This is a genomic window from Nostoc sp. DedQUE05, from assembly GCF_034530955.1.
Lineage (GTDB): Bacteria > Cyanobacteriota > Cyanobacteriia > Cyanobacteriales > Nostocaceae > Nostoc.
The window spans coordinates 1-5,966 of sequence record NZ_JAVRCB010000094.1; the positions used below are offsets into that span (position 1 = coordinate 1).

Genomic DNA, 5,966 nt, shown 5'->3' on the forward strand with positions numbered 1-5,966 from the left:
ACAGAAGTTGGACTTTAATATACATAATCATGATTCTGTCAATGCGTAAGTCCTAGTTCCAAACACAAATGATCGAGCAAAAAGGTCAAAGTTCCGAGTTCTGAACACTAATGACCGAGCAAAAAGGTCGAACTTCTGAGTTCCGTACACCAATGGCCGAGCAAAAAGGTCGAACTTCCGAGTTCCAAACACCAATGGCCGAGCAAAAAGGTCGAACTTCCGAGTTCCAAACACCAATGGCCGAGTAAAAAGGTCGAACTTCCGAGTTAAACCTCTGGTTCCACTCCTAGCGCTTTTAACTGGGCTGCTAATCTCTCTGCACGCTGACTTTCTTGTTCTGCAAGCTGTTGAGCGACATTTTTCTCTTGCCGTTCTTTTGCTGCTAACTCCAAACCCCACAGTAATAATTCGCCGTTGTCATCCCACCAACGTAACCAATAACCTGTGCGGTTTTCTCGGCTTCCTTGCCATACGCCTAAAAACAAGTTCATTTCGGCAATCCAGTGACGATTATTTGCATCGGGTGTTTGCAGTTTATAACGTCCTAAATCATCTCGCCGATAAACTTCTAAAACTCCCCCGTCTGGTTCAAAAATGGCATAGTTTGGCACTTGTAAAATCTGCTCATAATAAAACCATTTACCAGGGGGATAGGTCGGTTTACTCGAATACTCTCCACCTTCGGTATCTGAGAGAAATTCCATCACAATTACCGGAATATCACCTTGGAGTCGTGGCGTATAACTGCGCTTCACTTCTTCTCGTGAGACTCGAATAGATGGTACATAACCCCAATCTGGTGCTTTGACGACAAATCGATTATTCAAAGTGGCGCAGATACCGTAATTAGTGATGGTTAAAGCATCGGCGGGTAATCTGCCAGCAAGTTCCAAGCTTTCTGTTAAAGCAGCAGCCAAGAGTGGCTGATTAATGTTATCTACTGGTTCGTTGTCTAAAACAAAATCATCAGGTAACTTTTCCCAGGTGACATTATGAGTGGCTGCATTGGCTAGCATAATCAGAATATCTCAAGTACAAATTCAATTTCTAATGACCCGATTAAAAAATTGCACACGGCGTTACTCCTGAGCAAGAGTTCGCACTTCTTCCACTGACAATCCCAAAGCTTGGGCAATCTGTTCGATGCTCAAATTCATTTGCAATAATCGGGGTATGGCATCTCTTCTGGCTTGTTTTGCTTGTTCTGCTCGTTGTCGTTCTTGTTCGGCGTTGCGAGAAATGTCTGTATAACTCAAAAACCTTTCTCCATCAGGGCGATATAACTGCAAACCCTCTGTTGATAAAGCAAACCGAACTTTTAAACGGGGACTCACCCAATCTTCCATTTGGGGGATGACATCTAAACCGTCTTCGCTACGCAACCATCCACGCAAATTATTGCGATCGGGATCGTAAATGTAGTACTCTTCCACGCCATAGCGATCGTAGAAAAGTAATTTCTTGTCCATTTCAGTTTGGGTGTTGCTGGGAGAAAGAATTTCAAACACCACTTGCGGTGCAATTCCCTCCTCTTTCCATTGTTGGTAGCACAAGCGATGTCTACGACGGGCTACGCCTACGCCTTTTTGTCTACCCAATACCACCATCACATCTGGGGCGTTAACAATTTTGTTGCGTCCCTCTACCGGATACCAAAACAAATCTCCCGCAACAAATACATTTGGATCGTCAGCAAATAGCCACTCGATATTCTGCTTAATTTCCACAATCCAGCCAAACTGTATAGTATTATTAGCTACTGGTTGTCCGTCACTATCTGGGTAGATGACCTCTGGCTGCGTCGGCGGTTGGATTTGCGATACCATAGCTTCGCCCTCAGAAGGATTTAAATCGGGATGCTTCCAAATTAGCAGACTCTTAAGGATGTCTGCGCCATGAATCTGGAACGATAACTAACTAAAACAGTACTATTGTTCTACAATAAACCGATTAAAGATAGTATTATTAAGGACTGTTTCATAAGAAACTCCTTCTTCGCCCCCAATATGTCAGACCAACAGCTAGCAGCATCCTTGAATGGACATCTTCCGTACCCCAGCCACAACAGCCAGAATACCATTCGGATTCGGGGTGCTAGGCAGCATAATCTGAAAAATATTGACTTGGAATTGCCACGCGATCGCCTAATCGTATTCACTGGCGTTTCTGGTTCTGGTAAGTCTTCTCTAGCCTTTGATACCATTTTCGCTGAAGGGCAACGTCGTTACGTAGAATCCCTCAGCGCCTACGCACGGCAATTTTTAGGACAGTTAGATAAGCCGGATGTAGAAGCGATTGAAGGCTTAAGTCCAGCAATTTCTATTGACCAAAAATCGACCTCTCATAATCCCCGTTCCACTGTGGGTACGGTGACGGAGATTTACGACTATTTGCGGCTGTTGTTTGGTCGCGCTGGCGAACCCCATTGTCCGATATGCGATCGCTGTATTGCACCCCAGACAATCGATGAGATGTGCGATCGCATCATGGAATTACCAGATCGCACCCGCTTCCAAATTCTTGCACCCGTTGTCAGGGGGAAAAAAGGCACACACCGTAAGCTTTTGTCAAGTCTGGCTTCTCAAGGTTTTGTCCGCGTGCGAATCAATGGGGAGATCCGCGAACTGTCAGATTCCATTGAATTGGATAAAAATCTTACTCACACCATCGAAGTGGTAATTGACCGCTTGGTGAAAAAGGCTGATATCCAGGAGCGTTTGGTTGATTCTTTGTCTACGTGTCTCAAGCAATCGGGTGGAATTGCAGCCATTCTGGTGAGTCTGCTTGGTGACGACGGACAAGAAAAAGAAGAAGAATTAGTATTTTCGGAAAACTTTGCCTGTCCAGAACATGGCGCGGTAATGGAGGAACTATCACCGCGATTGTTCTCCTTTAACTCACCTTATGGTGCTTGTCCGCACTGTCATGGAATCGGGACTTTAAGAAGATTTGCGCCAGACTTGATCGTACCTGACTGGGAAGCGCCAGTTTACGCTGCGATCGCGCCCTGGTCAGAAAAAGATAATTCTTATTACTTGGAATTACTCTATAGTGTCGGACAGATTTATGGATTTGAGTTACAGACAAATTGGGGCAAGCTGACAGAAGAACAGCAGCAAATTCTTCTGTATGGCGAGAAAGACGAACGAGCCGCAGAGGTACAGAGAAAGCAGAGTTTTAAAGGTGCTATTCCAATTTTGCAACGGCAATATGAGGGTGGTTCGGAATTAGTTAAGCAAAAATTAGAGCAGTATCTAATCGATCAACCGTGTGAAGTTTGTCTGGGAAAACGGTTAAAACCGGAAGCCTTGGCGGTGAAGTTGGGACAATATGGAATTTTAGAATTAACTGGAGTCTCGATTCGGGATTGTCGGGAGAGAATTGAGCAATTTAAGTTGAGCGATCGCCAGTTACAAATTGCTGATTTAGTTCTCCGGGAAATCAAAGCTAGATTGCAATTTTTGTTAGATGTAGGTTTAGATTATCTCACCCTTGACCGTCCAGCCATGACCCTTTCTGGTGGCGAAGCCCAACGAATTCGTCTAGCAACGCAAATTGGTTCTGGATTAACAGGAGTTCTCTACGTTTTAGATGAACCCAGTATTGGTTTGCATCAACGAGATAATGGTAGGTTGCTCAAAACCTTAACGAAATTACGCGATTTGGGTAATACATTAATTGTCGTTGAACACGATGAAGAAACAATTCGCGCAGCTAACCACATTGTTGATATTGGCCCTGGTGCAGGAATTCACGGCGGAAATATTATTGCCCAAGGTGATTTTCAGGCGTTATTAGCAGCAGAAGATTCCTTGACGGGTGCATATTTATCAGGAAGGCGAGTAATTACCACGCCAGCACAACGCCGAGAAGGAAATGGGCGCAGTTTGGGAATTAAAAATGCCCATCGCAACAATTTAAGAAATATCGATGTAGACATTCCGCTAGGTAAACTCGTCTCCATCACTGGCGTGTCTGGTTCTGGCAAATCTACACTGATTAACGAATTACTATATCCATCTCTGCAACATCATTTAACTAAGAAAGTTCCCTTACCGAGACATTTGGATAAAATCCAGGGATTGAATGCGATTGATAAAGCGATCGTTATCGATCAATCTCCCATTGGACGCACACCACGTTCTAACCCTGCAACTTACACAGGAATTTTCGATGCCATTCGGGATGTATTTTCCCAAACAGTAGAAGCCAAAGCTAGGGGTTACAAACCTGGACAATTTTCCTTCAACGTTAAAGGTGGACGTTGCGAAGCTTGTAGCGGGCAGGGTGTGAATGTTATTGAAATGAACTTTCTCCCGGATGTTTACGTACAATGCGAAATTTGTAAAGGTGCAAGATACAACCGCGAAACTTTGCAGGTGAAGTATAAAGATAAGTCAATTTCTGATGTACTGAGAATGACAGTTGAGGAGAGTTTAGACTTTTTCCAGAATATCCCCAAAGCGATCGCGCGTTTGCAAACTTTATTTGATGTCGGGTTGGGTTATGTCCAACTAGGACAACCTGCGACTACCTTATCAGGTGGTGAAGCGCAACGGGTGAAATTGGCAACAGAACTATCTCGACGCGCCACAGGTAAGACACTTTATTTAATAGATGAACCGACAACAGGGTTATCTTTTTACGATGTTCACAAATTGTTAGATGTGTTGCAACGATTGGTAGATAAGGGGAATTCAATATTAGTAATTGAACACAACTTAGATGTAATTCGCTGTTCAGACTGGGTGATAGATTTGGGCCCAGAAGGTGGCGACAAAGGCGGAGAATTAATTGCTGTGGGTACACCAGAGGAAGTTGCAAAAAATCCCAGGTCTTATACTGGGCAATATTTACAGCAAGTTTTGAAGCAGTATCCGGCGGTGAAATCTTAGTCTTTTGCAATTAGGGTACATTGCATAAAGGTCATATCCAGGTCAAAAAAGCGGAGAAGGTTGTAGCAAAAGTATTATGAAACTTCCTAAGCGTGAATGCGCTATCGTTGAAATAGATAAAATCGCGGGTTACTGTCTCAATGAAAAAACTTTCCCAAAGCCTCAGCTTGTTTTTTAGTGACTTATAATCGACAAAATCCCCAACTTATCAAACTAGGACTTACGCATTGACAGAAAATCCTAAATGATAGATATGCCTTTCAAGGCTTTTAGCTAGATTTTTCAATTATCTTTTTGCGATCGCAATTAACAAAGGATGCTTTGTAAAAGCCTGAAACAACCTATTTACGTTAATACACAAGATGATTCATTTGTACAGTGCGTAACTCCTACAAACAAGTTGGGGAGCTGCGGTTTGCAATTCTTACAAATAAAATAGAATTGCAATAAATATTTATCAAGTTGTAGCTAAAACTGGTTCTGCTAAAAAATATTTCAGATTTTCTTGCTGGGTAGCAAATTTCAAATATTGAGATGCCATTTCTGGTGTTAGCAATTCAATCATTAACCTGTTTTCCACCCAGAACTCAATCACATCAAAGAAAGAATCGCGGTTACAGCGCACTACACGCCAACCTTCACGAACACCAATTTTTTCAATTTCTTGCTGACTAATTGGTACAGAGATAGCTGCATGAATATCTGTATACCTGGAAGTAATAGCAGTATGTACAAATACGCATTCTTCATCACCTTCACCAGGTTCTATTTGAGAACCTAAAGGATAAAGTTCAATACCTGTACCGTATTCATCAAAAGGTAGAACCATATAACTTCCTGGATTAGGAGGAAAGGGAACAGCTTGCGCTTTTAAGATTTCCCCCAGAACTTGAGCAACATGACTAGGGTTTCTAACAGCAATTGAAATATGGTGAATCATAGAATAACCTCATTCGATATCTTGTAGATTAGAAAACAATCGGGTAAAACTAGGGGAGGCAGGGGAGAGAAAAAATTCTGGCGTTGCATAAATGCGGGATGAATCATGGAAACACGGGTATTTCTCTATAC

The 5,966-nt window shown here is 42.8% G+C and carries 4 protein-coding genes; 1 reads left to right on the forward strand and 3 read right to left on the reverse strand.

Going from position 1 to position 5,966, the window contains the following annotated elements; genetic code table 11:
- Positions 1-266: 266 nt before the first annotated feature.
- Together RMZ42_RS34575 and RMZ42_RS34580 are read right to left on the reverse strand one after the other, a co-directional pair.
- Entirely contained in the window at positions 267-1,016 is a 750-nt protein-coding gene (locus RMZ42_RS34575) for a Uma2 family endonuclease (protein ID WP_322675673.1), read from the reverse strand.
- Between the two features lie 63 nt (positions 1,017-1,079).
- On the reverse strand, positions 1,080-1,826 hold the full coding sequence (locus RMZ42_RS34580; protein ID WP_322675674.1) for a Uma2 family endonuclease: 747 nt from the start codon (positions 1,824-1,826) through the stop codon (positions 1,080-1,082).
- A gap of 180 nt (positions 1,827-2,006) precedes the next feature.
- Here RMZ42_RS34580 and uvrA point away from each other — a divergent pair, with 180 nt between their 5' ends.
- Complete coding sequence (gene uvrA / locus RMZ42_RS34585; protein WP_322675675.1) at positions 2,007-4,895, forward strand: excinuclease ABC subunit UvrA; 2,889 nt, start codon at positions 2,007-2,009, stop codon at positions 4,893-4,895.
- 457 nt (positions 4,896-5,352) lie between these two features.
- Here uvrA and RMZ42_RS34590 read toward each other — a convergent pair whose 3' ends face one another.
- Entirely contained in the window at positions 5,353-5,835 is a 483-nt protein-coding gene (locus RMZ42_RS34590; RefSeq protein WP_322675676.1) for a hypothetical protein, read from the reverse strand.
- Positions 5,836-5,966 lie beyond the last annotated feature (131 nt).